Here is a 19069-nt window from a genome sequence, read left to right on the forward strand (position 1 = left end):
GTCGCGCGTTAAACTGACCGCATGCGCGCTTTCGCCGAACTCCTTGACCGCCTGTCGCTGACCGCCTCGCGGAACGCCAAGCTCGTCCTGTTGCGCGACCACTTCGCCAACGCGCCCGATCCCGACCGCGGTTGGGCCCTCGCGGCCCTGACTGGCGACCTGACCTTCGATGCCGCAAAACCGGCCTTCATCCGCAAGGCGGTCGAGGCGCGGATGGACCCGATTCTGTTCGGCTGGTCCTACGACTATGTCGGCGACCTGGCCGAGACCGTCGCCCTGGTCTGGCCCGCCCGCCCCGGCGCCAACCGCGAGCCCGAACTTTCGGAGGTGGTCGACGCCCTGCGCGGCGCCAGCCGCGCCGAGGTCCAGCGGCTGATCGAGGGCTGGCTCGACGCGCTCGACGCCACCGGCCGCTGGGCGCTGCTCAAGCTGATGACCGGCGGCTTGCGGATCGGCGTCTCCGCCCGCCTCGCCAAGACCGCCGTCGCCGCCCTCGGCCCTGTGGAGGTCTCCGAAGTCGAGGAGGTTTGGCACGCGCTCGCCCCGCCCTATGACGACCTGTTCGCCTGGCTCGAAGGGCGCTCAGAGCGCCCAACCGCCGACGCCCCCGGGCGCTTCCGGCCGGTGATGCTGGCCCAGGCGATCGACGAGGCGGTCGACTTCGGCAAGCTTGATCCGGACGACTACGCGGCCGAATGGAAATGGGACGGCATCCGCGTCCAGGCGATCAGCGAAGGGGGCGTGCGGCGGCTCTACACCCGCACCGGCGACGACATCTCGCGCACCTTTCCGGATGTGATCGCGGCGATGGACTACGAGGGCGCACTCGACGGCGAGCTGCTGGTCCTGCGCGAGGGCGGCATGGCCAGCTTCGCCGACCTGCAGCAGCGCCTGAACCGCAAGAGCGTCACCGACAAGATGCTGGCCGACTTCCCGGCGGGGATCCGCGCCTACGATCTGCTGTCCGACGGCGGCCAGGACATGCGCGCCTTGCCGTTCGCCCAGCGCCGCGCGCGGCTCGAAGCCTTCGTCGGGGCCTTGGAGACGCGGCGCATCGACCTGTCGCCGATCCAGCCGTTCGCGACCTGGGAGGAGCTGGCCGCCATACGCCGAGAGCCGCCGCCAGGCGACCCCGCCCTCGCCGAGGGACTGATGCTCAAGCGCTGGGACAGCGTCTACGAGGCCGGCCGGCCCAAGGGCCCATGGTTCAAGTGGAAGCGCGACCCGTTCCTGATCGACGCGGTGCTGATGTACGCCCAACGCGGCCATGGCAAGCGCTCGAGCTTCTATTCCGACTACACCTTCGGGGTCTGGAGCGAGGCGGTCGACGGCTCACGGGTGCTGACCCCGGTCGGCAAGGCCTATTTCGGCTTCACCGACGAGGAGCTGAAGGAGATCGACAAGTACGTCCGCGACCACACGGTCGACCGCTATGGCCCGGTCCGCGCCGTGCGCGCCGACGTCCGCCACGGACTGGTCTTCGAAGTCGCCTTCGAGGGCCTGCAACGCTCGACCCGCCACAAGTCCGGCGTCGCCATGCGCTTCCCCCGCATCAGCCGAATCCGCTGGGACAAGCCGGCCGGGGAAGCCGACGAGCTGGCGACCCTGGAGCGGATGCTGGAGCAGATGGAGGGGCGGTGAGGCCGCCACTCCGTGTCATCCCGGTTTGCGAAGCGAGACCGGGATGACAGCTGAGACGGTTACCTCGCGAAACGCTTGAAGAAGCTCTCGTCCTTCCACTTCGGTGTCGCCGGCGCGTTGGCGATGTCGGTGATCAGCCGCCCCAGGAAGGCGTCGAACTTCACCGCTTCGGCCTTTTCGACCGGTTGGGCGAGGTCGTCGGCCAGGGCGTGATAGCGCTCGGCCCGCCAGGTCCTCTCGATCGCCGCGCGGTCGCTGCCTTCCTTGAAGCCGAACTTGAACGACAGGGCCGGGATGCCCGCGCGGATGAAGCTGTACTGATCCGAGCGGATGAACGAGTTGCGGTCCGGATAGGGGTCGGCGACCACCTCCAGGTTCGCAGCCTTGGCCGCCGCCTTGGCGGTGTCGCCCATTGTGCTTTCGTCGATGCCGTAGATCAGCACCGAGTCGAAGGTCCAGAGCGGCAACGCCATGTCCATGTTGAGGTTGGCGACCACCGAGGCGGGCGGCACGCTGGGCTTGCCGGCGAAGTACTTGGAACCCAGCAGCCCCTTCTCCTCGCCCGTCACCAGCACGAACAGCACCGAGCGCTTCGGCGCCGTCTTCGCCGCCGACATCTCGCGGGCGATCTCCAGCACCGAGGCGACCCCGGCGGCGTTGTCCAGCGCCCCGGCGTAATAGGGCGCGCCCACGCCGGTGGTGTTCGGCCCCAGGTGGTCGAGGTGGGCGGTGACGACGATGTTCTCGGCCTTCAGCTTCGGATCCGAGCCCGGCAGCTTGGCGACGACATTGGCCGACGACACCTGGCCGACCTCGGTCGCCACCTGCGCCTTCAGGTCCATGTTCAGCGCAAAGCCCTTGATAGGTTTGGCCGCGTCGGCCAGTTCCAACACCTGCGCGAACGTATGCCCCGACCTGGCGAACAGCTTCTCGGCCTCGGCGGGGTTGAAGCTGGCGGAGAACGCCTCGCCGGTCACGTCGCGCAGGTCCTCGTCGGCCGGATACATGCCCGGCTGGCCGGCGCTGGCCATCTGCCGCGCCCACGGCACGTCCATCGACTTCGGGGTCGGCAGCGCGATCAGCCCGACTGCGCCGGCCGCCTTGGCCGCGCGCCAGGTTTCCGAGCCGCGCGAATGCGCCTTCAGCGCCGCCGAGATTTCGCCCGGTCCGCCGTTCACATAGACCGCGATCTTGCCCTTCAGGTCCTGGCCGGCGAAGTCGTCGTAGCCGACCTCCGGCAGGTGCAGGCCGTAGCCGATAAACACCAGCGGCGCCTGGATCGCCTTGGGCTGAGGCAGGCGCGCGCCCAGCAGCAGATCGGGGCCGACCCGCAGCGGCTGCTCTTGTCCGTCCACCACCAGAGCCGCGCTTGAACCGTCGGTCAGCACCCGCTGCACGGTGAACTTCATCGGCTGCAGGTAGCCGTCGGTCCCGGCCGGCTTCAGCCCGAACGCCTTGAACTGCCCGGCGGCGTAGGCGGCGGCCTTGTCGTAGCCCGGCGTCCCGGTCAGCCGGCCCTCGAACTGCGGCCCGGCCAGGGTCTCGACATGCGACCACCAGCGGGCGCCGTCGGCATCGGCCGCCGCGGCGGGAAGGGCGCTGAGCGCAGCGATCACGAGGGCAAGGGGAAGGCGCATCGGCCGCTCCGGTTGTTGGGGGAAGCCTCGACCATTCGCCGATCCGCCCAGCTGCGGCAAGCCGCGCCGCAGCCGCAGGGCCGCGAAACTCGAAACTTCGCCCCCTGGGCGGTTGCGCCCGCGGCCTCACTCCGCATAACTCCCCGGCAAAGCGTGAAACAGGGAGTGCGCGGCGTGAGCGAAGGCGAAGTCTTTCCGGTTCCCAAGGCCTGGGCCGAGCGGACGCACATGGACGCGGCCGGCTACGAGGCCGCCGTGGCGCAAGTCGAGGCCGATCCGATCGGCTACTGGACCAAGGTCGCCGGCCGCCTCGACTGGAGCAAGCCGTTCACCCAGGTGAAGGACGTCTCGTTCAACAAGGACGACTTCCGCATCCGCTGGTACGCCGACGGCGAGCTGAACGTCTCGGTCAACTGCCTGGACCGCCACATCGCCACGCGCGGCGACCAGAAGGCGATCATCTGGGAAGGCGACGGCGGCGAGACCACGACGTTCACCTATCGCGAGCTGCTGGCCGAAACCTGCCGCATGGCCAACGTGCTCAAGGCCAAGGGCGTCAAGAAGGGCGACCGCGTCACCATCTACCTGCCGATGATTCCGCAGGCGGCCGTCGCCATGCTGGCCTGCGCCCGCATCGGCGCCGTGCACTCGGTGATCTTCGGCGGCTTCTCGCCGGACTCGATCGCCGGCCGCATCCAGGACTGCGACAGCCGCATCGTCATCACCGCCGACGAGGGCCTGCGCGGCGGCAAGACCGTGCCGCTGAAGCGCAACGTCGACGAGGCGCTGGCCGCCTGCCCGCAGGTCAAGGACGTCATCGTCGTGCGCCGCACCGGCGCGGACGTGCCGATGGTCGAAGGCCGCGACGCCTATTTCGGCGCACTGAAGAAGGACGTCGCCGACACCTGCGAGCCCGAGCCGATGAACGCGGAAGACCCGCTGTTCATCCTCTACACCTCCGGTTCGACCGGAAAGCCCAAGGGCGTGCTGCACACCACCGGCGGCTACCTGACCTGGGCGGCCCACACCCACGAGCTGGTCTTCGACTACCGCCCCGGTGAGGTCTTCTGGTGCACGGCCGACGTGGGCTGGGTCACCGGCCACAGCTACGTCGTCTACGGTCCGCTCGCCAACGCCGCGACCAGCCTGATGTTCGAGGGCGTGCCGAACTACCCGACCAACTCCCGCTTCTGGGAGGTGATCGACAAGCACCAGGTCGAGATATTCTACACCGCCCCGACCGCCATCCGCGCCCTGATGCGCGACGGCGACGAGCCGGTGACCAGGACCTCGCGCAAGTCCCTGCGCCTGCTCGGCACGGTCGGCGAGCCCATCAATCCGGAAGCCTGGCTCTGGTACCACCGCGTGGTCGGCGAGGGCCGCTGCCCGATCGTCGACACCTACTGGCAGACCGAGACCGGCGCCTGCCTGGCCTCGCCGCTGCCGGGCGCCCATGCCGCCAAGCCCGGCTCCTGCGCCAAGCCGCTGCCGGGCGTGAAGTTCCAGCTTGTCGACGCCGAAGGGGGCGTGCTGGAGGGCGCGACCTCCGGCAACCTCTGCATCACCGACAGCTGGCCTGGCCAGATGCGCACCGTCTACGGCGACCATCAGCGCTTCTTCGACACCTACTTCTCGACCTATCCGGGCAAGTACTTCACCGGCGACGGCTGCCGCCGCGACGAGGACGGCTACTACTGGATCACCGGCCGGGTCGACGACGTGATCAACGTCTCGGGCCACCGCCTGGGCACCGCTGAGATCGAGAGCGCGCTGGTCGGCAACGAGCACGTCGCCGAGGCCGCGGTCGTCGGCTACCCGCACGACGTCAAGGGCCAGGGGGTCTACTGCTTCGTGACCCTGAAGGCGGACGTGGCGCCGACCGACATCCTGCAGGCCGAGCTCAAGGGCTGGGTCCGCCGCGAGATCGGTCCCTTCGCGGCCCCCGACGTCGTGCAGTTCGCGCCGGGCCTGCCCAAGACCCGCTCGGGCAAGATCATGCGCCGCATCCTGCGCAAGATCGCCGAGAACGACCTCGGCAACCTCGGCGACACCACCACGCTCGCCGATCCGGCCGTCGTCGACGACCTGGTCAAGAACCGTCACGGCTCCTGAGGCGTTACCCCTCACGGGGAGAAGCTGCGCCGTGAGGGAACGCCATGCGGGCGCTCGCCGCCCTTGCCGTCGCTCTGGTCCTCGTCGGACCCGGGCCGGCTTGGGCTGACGCCGGCCCGAACCGCGATGGCATTCGCGTGGAGGTGACCGCCGATCCGGGCGGCTCCTCAGGGCTGATCCGCGGCAGCGTCGAGATCGACGCCCCGCCAGAGGCGGTCTGGAAGGTGGTGGTCGACTGCGATCTCGCCCCGCGCATGGTCAAGCGCCTCAAGAGCTGCCGCATCCTCGAACATGACCCGGCCGGACGCTGGGACGTGCGCGAACATGTCAGCCGCGCCGGGATTCTGCCGGCGGTGCGCAGCGTGTTCCGTTCCGAATACGACCCGCCGCACCGCATCCGCTTCTATCGCGAAGGCGGCCAGCTGCAGGTGCTGAACGGCGAATGGCGGCTGATCCCGCTCGACGGCGGCGCCCGCACCCGCGTGCTCTACGAGAGCCGCGCCTCGACCCCCTTCGCCATTCCCGCCCCCATCGCCCGCATGGCCCTGCGCCGCGACATCCCCGACGCCCTCGCCGCCCTCCGCCGCGAGGTGATGGCGCGGACGAAGTAGCGGCGCAGGCGAACGCCAAGGTGTCATCCCGGTTTCGGCGCAGCCGAAGACCGGGACCCATTCGCGCCGTGCCGGCCGTTCCTAGACCCCGCCGCGCCGCAGCCTGCCCCATCCGGTGTTCATGGGTCCCGGACAAGCGCTTCGCGCTTTCCGGGATGACATCTGCGGGATAATCCACCGCCATGTCCTTCGACCTGCCGCCCCAGCTCCGCCTCGCCGCCGATCGCCTGATGGAGGGCGTCTCGCGCAAAGACATGGCTGAGCGGGCCGGCGCGATCTCGGCCCGCTACCGGGCGGGGGGCGGCTCGGCCGCCGTGGTCGCCGGCCAGGCCGACGCCACGGCCTATGTGCTGACACGGCTGCCGGCGACCTACGCCGCCTGCGGCCGGGTGTTCGAAGAGCTGACCCTGCGCGCGCCCGGCTTCGCTCCCGCCAGTCTGCTCGACGCCGGCGCAGGCCCGGGCGGGGCCGGCTGGGCGGCGCTGGAGACCTGGCCGCAGCTCGTCCGCGCCAGCCTCCTCGACTCCAACCGCGCCTTCCTCGACATCGCCGCGACCCTCGCCGCCGACGCGCCGACGCCGCTGAAAGACGCCGAGCGCATCCGCGCCGACCTCACCGCCCCGGGCGCCTGGCCCAGCGCCGACCTCGTCGTCGCCAGCTACGCCCTGGCCGAGATCCCTGAGGCCAAGCAGGCGGCGACCATCGCCGCGCTCTGGGCCTCGGCCCTCGGCGTCCTGGCCATCGTCGAGCCCGGCACGCCGGCCGGCTGGCGGCGGATCCTCGCCGCCCGCGCGACGCTGATCGAGGCCGGCGCGGCGATCCTCGCCCCCTGCCCGCACCAGGCGCCCTGCCCGCTGGCCGCCCCCGACTGGTGCCACTTCAGCCAGCGCCTGGCCCGCTCGCGTGACCACCGCCTGGCCAAGGGCGCCGAGACCCCGTTCGAGGACGAGAAGTTCATCTACCTGCTGGCCGCCCGCCCCGGCGTTGCGGCCGAGGCGCCGACGCCGCGCGTCCTGGCCCCGCCGCGGGCCGGCAAGCCGGGGATCGAACTCAAGCTCTGCACCCCGCAGGGAACCGCCGAGCTGCGTTTCGCCGCCAAGCGCGACAAGCCCGCCTACTCGATCGCCCGTCGGCTCGACTGGGGCGAGGCGCTCCCCGCGGACTGATCTCGAACATTTGTTTGAAGGCCCTGGCCTTACGGCGTTCGGCAGGCGACAACTCCCGTTCGGCCCATCCGCATTCAGGGCCGACGCATTTCAAAAACGCAGGGAGGCCATATGCCCAAAAGCCGTGAGATCCACCTCGTCGCCCGCCCGAACGGCATGCCCGCCCAGGGCGACTTCGCCCTGATCGAGACGCAAGTTCCAGACGCCGCCGACGGCGAGGTGCTGGTCGAGAACCTCTACATGTCGGTCGACCCGGCCATGCGTCCGCGGCTGACCGCCGGCCAGGACCTGAACGTCGCCATGATGGGCGGCGCGCTGGGCCGCGTCGTGCAGTCCAAGAACCCCGACTTCGCGGTCGGCGACCTGGTTTCCAACCGCAACGGCTTTCGCGAGTTCTTCACCTCCGACGGCAAGGGCCTGACCAAGCTGGTCTCCGATCCCGACCTGCCGGTCACCGTCCACATGCACGCGCTCGGCATGACCGGCTTCACCGCCTATGGCGGCCTGCTGCACATCGGCGCGCTGAAGGACGGCGAGCAGGTGTTCGTCTCCACCGCCGCCGGCGCGGTCGGCTCGGTCGCCGCCCAGATCGCCAAGATCAAGGGCTGCTACGTGGTCGGCTCGACCGGCGCGGCCGACAAGGCCGCCTGGCTGAAGGAGGAGGTCGGGCTCGACGCGGTGATCAACTACAAGGAAACGCCGATCCGCAAGGCGCTCGAAGAAGCCACCCCCAAGGGCATCGACGTCTATTTCGACAATGTCGGCGGCGATCATCTCGAGGCCGCCCTGCGCCGCATCAACACGCTCGGCCGGATCCCGGTCTGCGGCTTCATTTCCGGCTACAATTCGGGTCACTCCAGCGTTTCGAACCTGTCGAACATCATCTATGCGCGGGTGATGCTGCGCGGCTTCGTCGGCACCGACTTCATGCACCTCTACGGGGACTTCCAGCGCGACATGGCCGGCTGGCTGAAGGAGGGCAAGGTCAAGTATCAGGAGACCATCCTCGACGGGATCGCCAACGCCCCGAACGCGCTGATCGGCCTGATGGAAGGCAAGAACTCCGGCAAGATGCTGGTCAAGTTGGCGGAGTAGGCAAGGCCGTCATCCCGGTTTGCGAAGTAAGACCGGGACCCATTCGCGCCGGACTTTCGGATGTGGCGCCACAGCAGGGCCTACCTGCCCTTCAGTGTTCATGGATCCCGGTCTTCGGCTGCGCCGAAACCGGGATGACACCTCCCGCAATCCTCCCAGCGTGGATGATGACAATCCCGTAAGCTTCCCAACCCCGAGGCGGGTGCTAGGGTCGGCGCTCGCCAACCGGGAAGTTCGTATGCTTCGTCACGCCGCCCTCGCGCTCACCCTCTGCCTGGGCCTCGCCCTTCCCGCCTACGCGGCCGACACAGTCCCCCCCATCGCCTACAAGGAGCGCACGCTTCCCAACGGCATGAAGGTGTTCTCGTCGGTCGACCGCACCACGCCGAACGTGACGGTCCAGGTCTGGTATGGGGTCGGCTCCAAGGACGACCCGGTCGGCCGCTCCGGCTTCGCGCACCTCTTCGAACACATGATGTTCAAGGCCACGCGCGACATGCCGTCGGAAACCATCGACCGCATGACCGAGGACGTCGGCGGCTTCAACAACGCCTCCACCTACGACGACTTCACCAACTACTACGAGGTCGTGCCGGCCAATCACCTCCAGCGCCTGCTGTGGGTCGAGGCCCAGCGCCTGGGCTCGCTGGTCGTCGACGAAGCGACCTTCAAGTCCGAGCGCGACGTCGTGAAGGAGGAGCTGCGCCAATCGGTGCTGAGCCACCCCTACGGCCGCCTCTTCTATCTCTACCTGCCCCAGGCCAGCTACCAGGTGCACCCCTACAAGCGCCCGGGCATCGGCTCGATCGAGGAGCTGGACGCCGCCACCATCGACGACGTGCGCGCCTTCCACGCCGCCTACTACCGTCCCGACAACGCCGCCCTGATCGTCGTCGGCAATTTCGATCAGGCTGAGCTCGACGCTTGGGTCGACAAGTATTTCGGCCCCCTAAAGACCCCCGCCACCCCGATCAAGCGGGTCACCGCCGTCGAGCCTCCGCGCACCGCGCCCGGTGTCTTCAAGGGCTACGGCCCCAACGTGCCGCTGCCGGCGATCCTGATGACCTGGCACGCGCCCGACGCCGCCAGCCCCGACGCCCCGGCGCTCAGCGTGCTCGACGCCATCCTCTCCAGCGGCAAGTCATCGCGGCTCTACAACAGCCTGGTCTACGACCAACAGGTGGCGACCGAGGTGTTCTCCGACGCCTCCCTGCCCCAGCAGCCGGGCCTGGTGATGCTGGGCGCCATCCTGTCGGGCGGCAAGTCGATCGACGATGGCCAGAAGGCGCTGCTCGCCGAAGTGGCCAAGCTGCGCGACGCCCCGCCCACCGACGACGAGCTGGCCGAGGCCAAGAACGAGCTGATCGCCGGCAAGCTGCGCGAGCGCGAGACCATCGACGGCCGCGCCTTCGCCCTCGGCTACGCCCTGCGCACCGCCGGCGACGCCGCCCTGGCCAACCGCGAGCTGGCTGAGCTCCAGGCCGTCACCGCCGCCGACGTGCAGCGCGTGGCGCAGACGTATCTGACCGACGCCGGCCGCATGACCATCCTCTACCAGCCCGAAAGCGCCCGCCCGGCCGGCGAGAAGGACGCCGCGCCCAAGCCGCCGGTCGTCGCCTCGGCCAAGTACACGGGCCCGGTGGTCACGCTCGCCCCGGAGGACCAGCGCCAGACCCCCCCGCCGGTCGCCGCTCCGGTCGAACCGGTGCTGCCCAAGCCGGCCGAGAAGACCCTGGCCAACGGCCTGCGGGTCATCGTCGCCAAATCTTCCGACCTGCCGCTGGTCTCGGCTTCGCTCACCGTGCGGGCCGGGGCCTGGGCCGATCCGCAAGGACTGGCCGGCGCCATGGGCATGACCGCCGGCATGCTGACCGAGGGCACCAAGACCCGCGGCGCCCAGGAGATCGCCAGCCAGACCGAGGCCCTCGGCGCCGTGCTGTCGTCCGGCGGCGGCCAGGAGTCCTCGGCCGTCACGCTCAACGTGATGCCCGAGAAGCTGCCGGCCGCCATGGCGATCATGGCCGACGTGGTGAAGAACCCGGCCTTCGCCAACGAAGAACTGGAGCGCCAGCGCGTCCAGGCGCTCGACGGCCTCGCGGTCGCCTACCAGTCGCCGGGCCAGCTGGCCGGCTTCGCCGCCTCGCCGGTGATCTTCTCCGGCACCAGCTTCGGCCACGTCGCCTCCGGCACCCCGGCCTCGCTGGCCCGGCTCAAGACCGAAGACCTCGCCAAACTGCATGGCCAGTACTTCCGGCCCGACAACGCCATCCTGGTGCTGACCGGCGACATCACCCCCGAGCAGGGCTTCACGCTGGCCGAGGGCGCGTTCGGCGACTGGAAGGCTCCAGCCGGCCCCGCCCCGGCCCGCGCCGACGTGGCCCCCAAGGCCGCGCCGCGCGCCGTCGCCATCGACCTCCCAGGCACAGGCCAGGCGGCGGTCACGCTCGCCAAGGCCGCGATCTCGCGCGGCGACCCCGCCTACTACCCCGGCGTCGTCGCCAACTCGGTGCTCGGCGGCGGCTATTCGGCCCGCCTCAACCAGGAAATCCGCATCAAGCGCGGGCTCTCCTACGGCGCCAATTCGCGGCTCTCGGCCATGCGCACCACCGGCCTGTTCCGTGCCGCGGCCCAGACCAAGAACGAGTCCGCCCCGCAGGTCCTCGACCTGATGCTGGTCGAGCTCAAGCGCCTGGCCGACGCGCCCACCAGCGCCGACGAACTGAAGGCCCGAAAGTCGGTGCTGATCGGCGGCTTTGGCCGCGAACTGGCCACCACCGACGGCCTGGCCGGCATCCTCGGCAACCTCGCCCTCTACGACCTGCCGCTCAGCGAAGTGGCCGACTACACGGCCAAGGTCGACGCGGTCACCGCCGGCCAGGTCCAGGACTTCGCGGCCAGGAACCTCGCCCCAGGCAGCCTCAGCGTCATCGTCGCCGGGGACGCCAAGGCGTTCTCGGACGGACTCAAGCAGCGCCGCCCGAACCTGGAACTGGTCCCGGCCAAGGACATCGACCTGGATGCGGTGAACTTGAGGAAGTAGGCGGCCGAAGCAGCCGCACAGTCTCGTCCCTCTCCCCGGCGGGGAGAGGGAGTTACGGCTCCCTACGCCCCGCGCGCCCACTTCGTCAGGTCGCGCTCACGGCCCATCAGCGCCAGCCCCGAGGCGATCGACTCCAGTTCCGAACCGCTCTCGATCTTCGAGGCGTCGAACCGCCGGTAGAAGATGTCCCGCACCGCCGGCACCAGCGACGAACCGCCGGTCAGGAACACCCGGTCGACGCCGCCGGCGTTGAGGCCGGCGTCGCTCATCGCCCGGTCGACCGCGTCCTCGATCAGGTGCAGTTCCGGCGCGATCCAGTCCTCGAACTCGCCCCGCTCGACCTGGCGGCTGATGTCGATGGTGCCGGCCGCGAACTGGAACTGCGCCGCCTCCTGCGAGGACAGCGCCTCCTTCAGCGCCGACACCGACCGATAGAGGCGATAGCCGTAGTTCTCGTCCAGCACCTCGACCAGCCGCTCGATCTTCTCGGGCTCGACAGCCTCGCGCACCAGCTTGCGGATCTCGCGCATGTCGCGGCTGGCCCGCATCAGCGCCAGCTGGTCCCAGCGCGCGAAGGTCGAATAGTAGCGGTTCGGCACAGGCAGGATCTTGCCGAACGACTTGTAGCTCGACCCCTTGCCCAGCTCCGGCGAGACCAGGTTGTCGATGATCCGATAGTCGAACGCGTCGCCGGCTACGCCAACACCGGCCCGGCCCAGCGGCGTCGAGCGGATCTCGCCGTTCTCGCGGGTGAAGCGGATGATCGAGAAGTCGCTGGTGCCGCCGCCGAAGTCGCCGACCAGCACGGTGGCGTCCTCCTGCAGCTCGCGGGCGAAGAAGAACGCCGCCCCGACCGGCTCGTACGAATAGAGGATCTCCTCGAACCCCAGCCGCTTGAACGCGGTCTCGTAGCGGGTCAGGGCGAGCTCCTCGTTCGGCGCTCCGCCGGCGAAGGTGACCGGCCGCCCGACGATCACCCGCTTGGGCAGCCGGGCCAGGTCCTCGCCCGCGTGCTCGCGCAGCTTCAGCAGAAAAGCCGAGAGCAGGTCCTCGAACTGATAACGGCGGCCGATGATCTGGGTCTCGGTGAAGCTCTCGGAAGCCGCGAAGCTCTTGAACGACTGGATGAACCGCGTCTCAAGCGGGTCTTCGACATAGGCCTCGATCGCCCACGGCCCGGCCTCGACCTCGCGCTCGTTGGGCAGGTCCGGCGGGGCGTAGAACGACAGCGCCGAGCGGAAGGCGAACACTTCCCCACCGGCGCGTCCCGCGCCGGACAAACCAAGAGAGTCCGGGGCCGGGAACTTCACCAGGTGCGCCGGCCCGTCGGCCCCTGCGAGCGCGACGACCGTGTTGGTCGTGCCGAAGTCGATGCCGATGCTGAGACCGGTCATGGTCGCGCTCCTTTTGCTTCGGGGTGGGACGGCCAAGCCGCCCGCACCCCGAGGAGCGGACGGCTGGTTAGTTCAACGTGTTGAGCGCGAGGCTCACGCTTGCGCCTCGATGGCGTCCTGCTCGTAGGCGGCCAGGGTCGCCATCTGCAGAACGCGGGAGACCGAGGCCGAGAGCGGCGCGATCTGCACCGACTTCGACAGGCCCAGCAGCAGCGGCCCGATCACCGTGGCGCCGCCCAGCGACTGCACCAGCTGGGTCGAGATCGCCGCCGAGTGGATGGCCGGCATGATCAGCACGTTGGCCGGGCCGGTCAGGCGCATGAACGGATAGTTGACCCGCTTGCTGGGGTCGAGCGCGAGCTCCGGCGGCATCTCGCCTTCGTACTCGAAGTCGACGTCCATCATGTCGAGCATGGCCACTGCGTCGCGCACCTTTTCCGAACGCACGCCCATCGGGTTGCCGAAGGTCGAGTAGGACATGAACGCCACCCGCGGCACATAGCCCAGCGACTTGACCGTGCGGGCCGCCTCGCAGGCGATCTCCACCAGTTCCTCGGCCTCGGGCATCTCGGTGACGTTGGTGTCGGCGATGAACAGGGTGTGGCCCTTGGCCAGCACGACGCTCATGCCCATGATGCGGCCGTCCGGCGCCGGGTCGATCACCCGTAGCACCTCTTCCAGCACCTGGTCGTAGGAGCGGGTCACGCCGGTCACCATGCCGTCGGCATAGCCCAGCGCCACCATCGAGGCGGCGAACGAGTTGCGGTCCTGGTTGATCAGCCGCTGCACATCGCGCTTCAGGTAGCCCTGACGCGACAGCCGCTCGTAGAGGAAGTCCACGAACTCGGGGTTATGGCGCGAGACGCGGGCGTTGATGATCTCGAGCTTGGTCTCGGCCGGGTCCAGCCCGACCTCGATCATGTTCTCCTTCACCAGCTCGTCGCGGCCGACCAGGATCGCGTGGCCCAGGCCCGCGGCCTCGAAGGCGTGCGCCGCGCGGATCACCGTCGGCTCCTCGCCCTCGGCGAAGACGATGCGCTTGTTCGGCGCCTTCAGCACCGCGCCCTGCAGTTTCTGGAGGAAGGCCGCGGTCGGGTCGAGGCGCTGGGCCAGCGAGTGCCGATAGGCGTCCATGTCCTCGATCGGCTTGCGCGCCACGCCGGTGTCCATCGCCGCCTGGGCGACGAACGGCGGGATATAGGTCAGCAGCCGGGGGTCGAACGGCGTCGGAATGATGTACTGCGGCCCGAACTTCAGCTGGGTGCCGTGATAGGCCGCGGCGACCTCGTCCGGCACGTCCTCGCGGGCCAGTTCGGCCAGGGCGCGGGCGCAGGCGATCTTCATCTCCATGTTCACGCGGCGGGCGCGCACGTCCATGGCGCCGCGGAAGATGTAGGGGAAGCCCAGGACGTTGTTGACCTGGTTGGGATAGTCCGAGCGGCCGGTGGCGACGATGGCGTCGGAGCGGACGGCGTAGACCTCTTCCGGGGTGATCTCCGGATCGGGGTTGGCCATGGCGAAGATGATCGGCTTGGGGGCCATCGCCTTGATCATGTCCTGAGTCAGGGCGCCCTTGACCGACAGACCGATGAACACGTCCGCGCCCTGCAGCGCCTCGGTGAGCGTGCGCGCGTCGGTCTCGACCGCGTGGGCGCTCTTCCACTGGTTCATGTCGTTGGCGCGGCCACGATAGATCACGCCCTTGGAGTCGCAGGCGATGACGTTCCCGGGCGACACGCCCATGGCCTTGATCAGCTCGATGGTGGCGATGCCCGCCGCCCCGGCGCCGTTCAGCACCACCTTGATCTGCGAGATGTCGCGGCCGGTGATGGCGCAGGCGTTGATCAGGCCGGCGGCCGAGATGATCGCCGTGCCGTGCTGGTCGTCGTGGAACACCGGGATGTCGAGCAGCTCCTGCAGCTCGGTCTCGATGCGGAAGCACTCGGGGGCCTTGATGTCCTCGAGATTGATGCCGCCGAAGGTCACGCCGATGTTTTTGACCACCGTGATGATCTCGTCGGGGTCGGTGGCGCTGACTTCGATGTCGATGGAGTCGACGTCGGCGAAGCGCTTGAAGAGGACGCTCTTGCCCTCCATCACCGGCTTCGAGGCCAGGGCTCCGAGGTTGCCCAGCCCGAGGATCGCGGTGCCGTTCGAGATCACCGCCACAAGGTTGCCCTTGGAAGTATAGTCGTAGGCGGTCTCCGGATCTTCCGCGATCTTGAGCACCGGTATGGCCACGCCCGGCGAATAGGCAAGCGACAGGTCCCGCTGGGTGGCCATCGGCTTGGTCGGCGCAATGGCGATCTTCCCGGGGGTCGGGTGCTTGTGGAAGCTCAGCGCTTCCTCGTCGGTGAAGGTGCGTTTCTCGGCGTCGCTCATAGGCGCGGCGTTTCCTCTTGGCCCCTAAGGGCCCGCTTGGACTGAAGGGGCGCCAACCTATAGAGCCGCAGCGCGCCCTGACAACCGCCGAACGCTGTCCTAGCTTGCTCCCGTCGCGGCGCCGTTGCGTTGTTGCCGCGTCTGCGACCCGTCCGGAGACAGGAAAACCAGCGCCGTCTCATCGAAGCGGACGCGCCGCGAGGGCGCCCCTTCGACATGGAACAGACCCGCGTCGTCGAGCGGGACCAGCACGCTCGGCGGCCGCCGGCCGACCTGCAGCTGCAGCCGGCCGCCCACGACCTTGGCCTGGTACGGACCATAGACGCCCTCGTAACGGGCCAGCGCCTGGGCGGCGATGGTCGGCGGCGGCGACAGCGCCTCCAGCGCCCAGCGGTTCTCGGTCCGCACCGGCTCGCCGAGCGGTGCGGCGGCCAGCTTGGTGAGCGCCAATTGTTGAGCTCGATCAAGCGCCTGCGCCGCCGGAACCGCCGCGTCGGGCGTCACGCCCGTCCCCTCCCAGTTCCTGCCAGTGATCGGATTGATCGGCGTGCCCGACGAGATGAACACGGAGAGCCCGTCGCCCAGAGCGGCGGCGCCGCCGGGGTTGGCCCCGCCGGCCGAGGGCTCGCCGACCACAGTCGCCCGCCCCGCCGCCTGCAGGGTGTAGGCGAAGCTCTCGGCGGCCGAGGCTGTGCGCCCGCTGGTCAGCACATAGAGCGGCACGTCGAGCCGCCGCTGCCCGGCGATCGGCACGTGCGGCGCCTCGTCGCTGTCGGGTTCTCCGCGGGTCTTGAAGGTGTTGTAAATCTTCGCCCCCTCCGGGACGAAATGGCCGATCAGGTAGCCGACCATGGCCGGCGAGCCCCCGCCGTTGTCGCGCAGGTCGAAGATCAGCGCGTCGGTCCCGGCGACCAGCGCCAGGGCTGCGTCGGCCGCCTGCCGCGCGGCTTGGTCGCCGTCGGCTGCGAAATCGGCGAAGCCGCGCATGTCGATGTAGCCGATATTGCCCGGCAGCACCCTGACCGCCACGAAGCCGTAGCCGCCGCGCCGCGACAGGAACGGCGGCGGCCCGCTGGGGCCGCGCGCGGCGGTCGCAGCCGCCGGAGCCGGCGGCGTCCAGCTGACGGCGAAGTGGCCGTCCTGCGGCCGCAGCCGCTCGGTCAGGGCGGCGGCGAAGTCGCGCGGGTCGGTCAGCTTGTCGTAGGTTCCCTTTCCCGCCTCCGCGCGCAGCTCGCCGGCGATCTTCGCCGCCCGGCCAGGATCGTAGAACTGCGCGTCGATCGCCGCCGCCAGCGCCTCGACCTTGGCGCGCGGCTTGATCGGGGTTTGGGCCGGCGCCGCGCTGGCCATCAGGGCGGCGCTCAGGCTCAGGGCGGTCAACAGCTTCATGGCTGGAATCTCCGGTTCGGCGAACCTCGTCCAGCCCAAGCTGGGCTATTTTGCGGCGACCTGCGCCAGGTCGCGGCGACGGATGCGGGCCAAGGCCGACAGCGCCGCGGCGGCGAAGGCGCCCGACCGCTCGGCGGTCTGTTCGCTTTCGGCCGGGCCGCTGGCGGCCACCACCCCGTCGGCGCGCAGGCTCCAGCTCCAGCGCTCGCCGCCCTGCTCGATCACCACCTCGTAGCCTTGCTCGACCATCTCGATCCTCCTCCGTGATGCGAGACGAGCATCGCGGGCCGACGTGCAGCCGCGCCTGCGCAAGCCAAGGAGATTTTGTGCAGACGCTTTAGGCGGCCGGCGGCAGGGTCGCGACGAACCGGGCGCCGCGGTCGCTATGCGCCAGCTCGATCGTCCCGCCATTGGCCGCCAGCAGCGAGCGGGCGATGGAGAGGCCCAGACCGGTTCCGCCCTGCGCGCGGCGTGTTGTGAAGAACGGCTCGAACAGCCGCGCGGCGTCGGCGGCGCTGACCCCCGGCCCGTCGTCGGCCGCCTCGATCAGCACCTGGCCGTCGAGCGTCCGCAGAGAGATGCCGGCCTGGCGCGCGCCGGCCTGGCGGCTGTTCTGCAGCAGCACCCCGACCACGGCCTCGATGGTGGCGGCCGGCACGGCGACCGACGGCAGGCCGGGCTGAACGGACGTCGCCACGTGAAAACCGCCGACATTCATGGCGTCCGCGGCCCGCTGCACCGCCACGCCGGCGTCGGTCGAAAGTCCCGCCTCAGGCCGCGCCATGTCGGCCCGCACCAGGTCCAGAAGCCGGGTGACCAGCTGCGACAGCCGCGCGGAGTCGGCGGCGATGTTGCCGAGGAACCGCGAGCGCTCCTGCGGGCTCATCTCCTCCCCGTGGTCCTGCAACAGCTCGACCGCGCCGCTGATCCCCGCCAGCGGGGTCTTGAACTCGTGGCTGACCGAGGCGGCGAAATCGCGCAGGTAGCCGCTGCGCCGTTCGATCGCCGCCGACATCGCCCGGAAGTCCTCGTAGAGCGATTGGATCTCGACCGCCGCCGTGGTCGGCGTCTCCAGGGTTTGCACCCCTCCCGCCGCCACCTGCCGCGAGGCCGCGCTCAGCTCCTCGATCGGCCGCGTCACCCCGCGCGAGACCAGGCCCGCCAGCACCACCAGCAGGGCGGCGATCCCGACCACGCCGATGGCGATCTTGCCGCGGTCCTCGTAGATGCCGCGGAACAGCGCCCGCGGCGAGCGCGACAGCAGCACCACCCCGACCACCCGGTCGTCGACCTCGATCGGCCGCGCATGGTGCAGCCGCAGGCCCGACGCCCGGCTCAGCCACTCCAGCGAATAGCGCGGGCGATAGTCGCCGACCCGCCGCAACACCGTGTCGGGATCCCCGGCCAGGGCCGAGCGCACTTCGGGCAGCGCCGCGAGCGAGCCGCCGTCCGGCGCGATCGTTCCGCGCGCGTCGAGCAGCACCACCGAGGCCAGGGTCGTGCGCACGGTCTGGTCGATCATCGGTTCCAGCCGCCGGGCGACCTCCGCCGCCGTCGGATCCGGCGGGCCGCTCGGCGTCGGTGTCGGACGCTCGGGCAGCAGCGGCGAGGCCTGCAGGTCGATGGTGCTTCGCTCGGGCGCATAGCGGCCCTGGGCCGGGGCGCTGGCGGCGACCGGCGGCGGCGCCCCGGGCCAGCCGACCGCGGCGGCCGCCGCGATCGCCGCGCCCTGCGCGACCAGCTCGGCTTCGGTCTGGCGCACCAGGGTGTTTTCGTAGACCCGCAGGAAGATCGCGCTCAGCCCCGGCATGGCGGCGGCGAAGAACAGCACGGCGAACAGGATCACCCGCAGCCGCAGCCGCGGCCAGCGCCGCTTCAGGAACGTCTTGACCGTGCCGATCACGCGCCCTGGCCCAGGCAGGCCCCCAGCCGGTAGCCGACCCCGGACCGTGTCTCGATCACGTCGTGCGCGCCCATGGCCGCGAACTTGCCGCGCAGATTGCGCACGTGGCTGTCGACCGTGCGGTCGGTGATCGCAAAGCCCGGCCCGCGCAGCCGGTCGATGATCGCGTCGCGGGTGAACACCTTGGCCGGCGCCGCGGCCAGGGTCCGCAGGATGCCGAACTCGGTCACCGTCAGCGCCAGCGGCTGGCCGTCCCAGTGCGCCAGCCAGGCGTCGGGGTCGAGACTCAGCCGCCCGCGCGCCACCTCCCCGCCGCCCGCGGCTGGCGGCGCAGGCCGCGCCCGGCGCAGGATCGCGGTCACCCGCGCCACCACCTCGCGCGGGCTGAACGGCTTGACCACGTAGTCGTCGGCGCCGAGCTCGATGCCCAGCACCCGGTCGATCTCCTCGTCGCGCGACGACAGGATCAGGATCGGCAGCTCGCTCTTCGCCCGCAGCTGGCGGCAGACGTCCAGCCCGCTCATCCGCGGCATGTTGATGTCGAGCACCAGCAGGTCGGGAGCCGCGCTCTCGGCCTTCTCCAGCGCCGCCTCGCCGTCCTCGGCCTCGGCCACCTCGAACCCGGCCTTCTCCAGCGCGAAGGCCAGCAGCTGGCGGATATGCGGGTCGTCGTCGGCGATCAGGATCTTGGCCATGCGC

The 19069-nt window shown here is 70.1% G+C and carries 13 protein-coding genes; 6 read left to right on the forward strand and 7 right to left on the reverse strand.

The window, feature by feature from the left end; genetic code table 11:
- Window positions 1-21: 21 nt before the first annotated feature.
- Window positions 22-1641, forward strand: a complete 1620-nt coding sequence (locus GGQ61_RS16535; protein WP_183775247.1) for a cisplatin damage response ATP-dependent DNA ligase — start codon at window positions 22-24, stop codon at window positions 1639-1641.
- A gap of 59 nt (window positions 1642-1700) precedes the next feature.
- Here the strand turns inward: GGQ61_RS16535 and GGQ61_RS16540 are convergent, their stop codons facing one another.
- The gene (locus GGQ61_RS16540) at window positions 1701-3278 is read right to left on the reverse strand and encodes a M28 family metallopeptidase (protein WP_183775249.1); all 1578 of its coding nucleotides are present in this window, start codon (window positions 3276-3278) and stop codon (window positions 1701-1703) included.
- A 174-nt stretch (window positions 3279-3452) separates the two neighbouring features.
- Between GGQ61_RS16540 and acs the strand changes: the two genes are divergently transcribed.
- From acs to GGQ61_RS16565, 5 genes are all read left to right on the forward strand, one after another.
- Window positions 3453-5390 carry an acetate--CoA ligase gene (acs, locus tag GGQ61_RS16545; RefSeq protein ID WP_183775251.1) on the forward strand — a complete coding sequence of 646 codons (1938 nt, stop codon included), beginning with the start codon at window positions 3453-3455 and terminating at the stop codon, window positions 5388-5390.
- A 44-nt stretch (window positions 5391-5434) separates the two neighbouring features.
- On the forward strand, window positions 5435-6001 hold the full coding sequence (locus tag GGQ61_RS16550) for an SRPBCC family protein (RefSeq protein ID WP_183775253.1): 567 nt from the start codon (window positions 5435-5437) through the stop codon (window positions 5999-6001).
- Between the two features lie 182 nt (window positions 6002-6183).
- Complete coding sequence (locus GGQ61_RS16555; protein ID WP_183775255.1) at window positions 6184-7167, forward strand: small ribosomal subunit Rsm22 family protein; 984 nt, start codon at window positions 6184-6186, stop codon at window positions 7165-7167.
- A gap of 111 nt (window positions 7168-7278) precedes the next feature.
- Window positions 7279-8262, forward strand: coding sequence for an NADP-dependent oxidoreductase (locus GGQ61_RS16560; RefSeq protein ID WP_183775257.1), 984 nt, complete (start codon window positions 7279-7281; stop codon window positions 8260-8262).
- A gap of 238 nt (window positions 8263-8500) precedes the next feature.
- Window positions 8501-11302, forward strand: coding sequence for a M16 family metallopeptidase (locus GGQ61_RS16565; RefSeq protein ID WP_183775259.1), 2802 nt, complete (start codon window positions 8501-8503; stop codon window positions 11300-11302).
- Window positions 11303-11364: 62 nt separating this feature from the next.
- On the opposite strand, the gene GGQ61_RS16570 is transcribed toward GGQ61_RS16565, so the two are convergent.
- From GGQ61_RS16570 to GGQ61_RS16595, 6 genes are all read right to left on the reverse strand, one after another.
- On the reverse strand, window positions 11365-12696 hold the full coding sequence (locus tag GGQ61_RS16570; protein WP_183775261.1) for an Hsp70 family protein: 1332 nt from the start codon (window positions 12694-12696) through the stop codon (window positions 11365-11367).
- Window positions 12697-12789: 93 nt separating this feature from the next.
- The gene (locus GGQ61_RS16575; RefSeq protein WP_183775263.1) at window positions 12790-15078 is read right to left on the reverse strand and encodes an NADP-dependent malic enzyme; all 2289 of its coding nucleotides are present in this window, start codon (window positions 15076-15078) and stop codon (window positions 12790-12792) included.
- A gap of 99 nt (window positions 15079-15177) precedes the next feature.
- Window positions 15178-16467, reverse strand: a complete 1290-nt coding sequence (locus GGQ61_RS16580) for a S41 family peptidase (protein ID WP_183775265.1) — start codon at window positions 16465-16467, stop codon at window positions 15178-15180.
- Between the two features lie 45 nt (window positions 16468-16512).
- Window positions 16513-16716, reverse strand: coding sequence for a hypothetical protein (locus GGQ61_RS16585; protein ID WP_183775267.1), 204 nt, complete (start codon window positions 16714-16716; stop codon window positions 16513-16515).
- An 88-nt stretch (window positions 16717-16804) separates the two neighbouring features.
- Window positions 16805-18370, reverse strand: a complete 1566-nt coding sequence (locus GGQ61_RS16590) for an ATP-binding protein (protein ID WP_183775269.1) — start codon at window positions 18368-18370, stop codon at window positions 16805-16807.
- Window positions 18367-19065 carry a response regulator transcription factor gene (locus tag GGQ61_RS16595; protein WP_246370995.1) on the reverse strand — a complete coding sequence of 233 codons (699 nt, stop codon included), beginning with the start codon at window positions 19063-19065 and terminating at the stop codon, window positions 18367-18369. Before GGQ61_RS16595 ends, GGQ61_RS16590 begins: the two co-directional genes overlap by 4 nt.
- Window positions 19066-19069: the final 4 nt, after the last annotated feature.

It is taken from the genome of Phenylobacterium haematophilum, from assembly GCF_014196295.1.
Lineage (GTDB): Bacteria > Pseudomonadota > Alphaproteobacteria > Caulobacterales > Caulobacteraceae > Phenylobacterium > Phenylobacterium haematophilum.